This window comes from Streptomyces sp. UNOC14_S4 (assembly GCF_020740835.1).
GTDB lineage: Bacteria > Actinomycetota > Actinomycetes > Streptomycetales > Streptomycetaceae > Streptomyces.
The window spans coordinates 1-2,870 of the sequence record NZ_JAINFC010000721.1 but is presented as its reverse complement, the minus strand read 5'-3'; the positions used below and the strand labels follow the sequence as shown (position 1 = coordinate 2,870).

At 70.6% G+C, this 2,870-nt stretch carries 3 protein-coding genes; all 3 read left to right on the top strand.

Features of this window, described 5'->3' with window-relative positions; all coding sequences use genetic code 11:
• Positions 1 to 319 precede the first annotated feature (319 nt).
• The 3 genes from K6I34_RS34880 to K6I34_RS34870 all read left to right on the top strand — a co-directional run bounded on the left by K6I34_RS34880 (position 320) and on the right by K6I34_RS34870 (position 2,750).
• Positions 320 to 982 (top strand): histidine phosphatase family protein, encoded by a 663-nt coding sequence (locus tag K6I34_RS34880; RefSeq protein ID WP_229332044.1) that lies wholly within the window; start codon positions 320 to 322, stop codon positions 980 to 982.
• 51 nt (positions 983 to 1,033) lie between these two features.
• On the top strand, positions 1,034 to 1,942 hold the full coding sequence (locus K6I34_RS34875; RefSeq protein WP_229332043.1) for an ADP-ribosylglycohydrolase family protein: 909 nt from the start codon (positions 1,034 to 1,036) through the stop codon (positions 1,940 to 1,942).
• 106 nt (positions 1,943 to 2,048) lie between these two features.
• Positions 2,049 to 2,750: a ribonuclease HII gene (locus K6I34_RS34870; protein WP_229332042.1), complete on the top strand. Its 702-nt coding sequence runs from the start codon at positions 2,049 to 2,051 to the stop codon at positions 2,748 to 2,750.
• Positions 2,751 to 2,870 lie beyond the last annotated feature (120 nt).

Below are 2,870 nucleotides of genomic sequence, written 5' to 3'. Positions count from 1 at the left end.
TTGCAACTCCCGTTGCGTTAGTCGGGTGGGCTGTGCCATGCTGATCGTAACGCTACTCAAGTTGCGTTTGTCGGGGTGCTTGCGTCGTGCGCGTGCGTATCCGCTCACGGTGCCGGCCTTTCCTGGAGGTCTGTATGCCCATTCAGCTCTTCCTGCGCGGCGGTCCGTGTCCCGAGCGGCACGGAGTCCTGGTCGCCGTCTCCCACGGCAGGCTGCTGAACAGTCGGTTCGTCGCTCGCCGCCATGAGATACGGGTCGGCCGCCCGCTACCCCGGAGCGACGTGCGGCGCGGCGCCCGCGCTCGATCTAGGGTGGCGGCATGCCACGGCCCCGACGCATCGTTCTCGTCCGCCACGGAGAATCGGTGGGCAATGTCGACGACACCGTCTACGAACGGGAGCCCGACCACGCCCTGAGCCTGACCGAGAAGGGCCGTGGGCAGGCCAGGGAGTCCGGGGTCCGGCTGCGCGAGATGTTCGGGGACGAGCAGGTGTCCGCCTATGTCTCCCCCTACCGGCGCACGCACCAGACCTTCCACGGTCTCGGGCTCGACCTGGCCAGGGTCCGGGTCCGCGAGGAACCCCGTCTGCGCGAGCAGGACTGGGGCAACTGGCAGGACCCCGCGGACGTCCGCAGGCAGAAGGCGTACCGGGACGCCTATGGGCACTTCTTCTACCGCTTCGCCCAGGGCGAGTCCGGGGCCGATGTGTACGACCGCGTCGGGGCCTTCCTGGAGAGCCTGTGGCGCAGCTTCGAGGACCCCGCCCACCCGCCGAACGTCCTGCTGGTGACCCACGGGCTGACCATGCGGCTGTTCTGCATGCGCTGGTTCCACTGGACCGTCGCCGAGTTCGAGTCCCTGTCGAATCCGGGCAACGGCGAGACCCGGGCCCTGATCCTCGGGGCCGACGGCCGCTACCACCTGGACCGCCCCTTCGAGCGCTGGTGCACCCCGGAACCGTACGGATTCACCGGCCAGTGAGCCCCGTCCGGGGCCACCGTGGCCGCCGGAAAGGAATTAGAGTTCGCTGCGATGACCGCTGACCGATTCCACAGAGCCCTGGGAAGCCTGCGCGGGCTGGCCCTGGGTGACGCCCTCGGCTCCCAGTTCTTCGTCCCCGCCAACTACCCGTCCCTCAAGCGCCGCGAACTGCCGCCCGCCCCCTGGCAGTGGACCGACGACACCGAAATGGCCTGCTCCGTGCTGGCCGTCCTCGCCGAGCACGGCCGCATCGACCAGGACGCCCTGGCCCGCTCCTTCGCCGAGCACCACGACTTCGACCGCGGCTACGGTCCGGCGGTGGGCAGGATGCTGCGTCTGATCCGGGAAGGCGGCGACTGGCGGGAGCTGTCCGCGGCCCTGTTCAACGGCCAGGGCTCCTGGGGCAACGGCGCCGCCATGCGCATCGCCCCGCTCGGCGCCTGGTACGCGGACGACCCGGAGCAGGCGACACACCAGGCGGAGATCTCCTCGTACACCACCCACCAGCACCGCGAGGCCGTGGCCGGAAGCATGGCGGTGGCCGCCGCCGCGGCGATCGCGGCCGGCGGCGACGTCACGCCGGAGGCCCTCCTCGACGGAGTCGTCGCCCTCGTGCCGCGCAGTGCCGTCCAGGCCGGGCTGCGGCGCGCTCGCGACATGCTCGACTACGGCGACGCGCAGACTGTCGCCGCAGTCCTCGGCTGCGGGCGCCGCACCAGTGCCCACGACACCGTGCCGTTCGCCCTGTGGGCCGCCGCCCGCAACCTCGGCTCCTTCGAGGCCGCGTTCTGGACGACCGCGCAGGTCGGCGGCGACGTGGACACCACCTGCGCGATCGTCGGCGGAATCATCGCGTCCGCGGACCGGGGTACGCCGCCCGCGAGCTGGCTGGAGCGCACCGAGGAACTTCCCGGCTGGCTCCCGACGGCGGTCGGCCGATCACACGAGAACAAGGACTGAAACAGACTCGGAAAGAAGATCAGGAAGAGGATCGGGAAGGAGAGACGAAAAGGGGAGGGGGCGGGGCTACTCCGGCCGGGTGCAGGGGCGTACGCTTGCTGGCGCCATGCCGTACGAACCGCCTACCCACACCGTCGAGCGCTCCTTGCGCGCCACGACCGGAGCCAAGGTCGTCGCCGGAGTCGACGAGGTCGGCCGCGGGGCCTGGGCCGGTCCGGTCACCGTGTGCGCAGCCGTCACCGGTCTGCGCCGCCCCCCGGAAGGTCTCACCGACTCCAAGCTGCTGACCCCCAAGCGGCGCACCGCCCTCGCGGATCAGCTGGAGGACTGGGTCACCGCCCACGCGCTGGGACACTCCTCCCCACAGGAGATCGACGAACTGGGCATGACGGCCGCGCTGCGGCTGGCGGCCTCCCGCGCCCTGGAAGCCCTGCCCGTACGGCCCGACGCAGTGATCCTCGACGGCAAGCACGATTACCTCGGGGAGCCCTGGAAGGTCCGTACGGTCATCAAGGGCGACCAGTCCTGCGTGGTGGTCGCCGCCGCCTCTGTGATCGCCAAGGTGCGGCGCGACGCCCTGATGGCCGAACTGGGCGCCGCGTACGAGGACTTCGGGTTCGGTGACAACGCCGGATACCCTTCGCCGGTGCACCGCGCCGCCCTGGAGGCGCTGGGCCCCACCCCGTACCACCGGCTGTCCTGGTCCTATCTCGACGCGCTGCCCAGGTGGCAGCACCTCAAGCGGGTGCGCAGCACCCCGGAGGCAGTTGCTCTGGAGGCCGGTGGCCAACTCGGTTTCGACTTCTGAGCGGCACCCGCCGCCACCCGCCGGTGCGTCCCGCACCGGCGTTTGATAAACATCAATTCATGCCTCTCATCCCCGAGGAGCCTCAGATTCACGAGAGTGTCCCGGGTCCCCGCGCAGTTC

What these genes read in the sequence shown, in the direction of transcription:
- K6I34_RS34880 (WP_229332044.1), top strand. Translation starts at nt 320, where the DNA reads ATGCCACGGCCCCGACGCATCGTTCTCGTCCGCCACGGAGAATCGGTG.
- K6I34_RS34875 (WP_229332043.1), top strand. Translation starts at nt 1,034, where the DNA reads ATGACCGCTGACCGATTCCACAGAGCCCTGGGAAGCCTGCGCGGGCTG.
- K6I34_RS34870 (WP_229332042.1), top strand. Translation starts at nt 2,049, where the DNA reads ATGCCGTACGAACCGCCTACCCACACCGTCGAGCGCTCCTTGCGCGCC.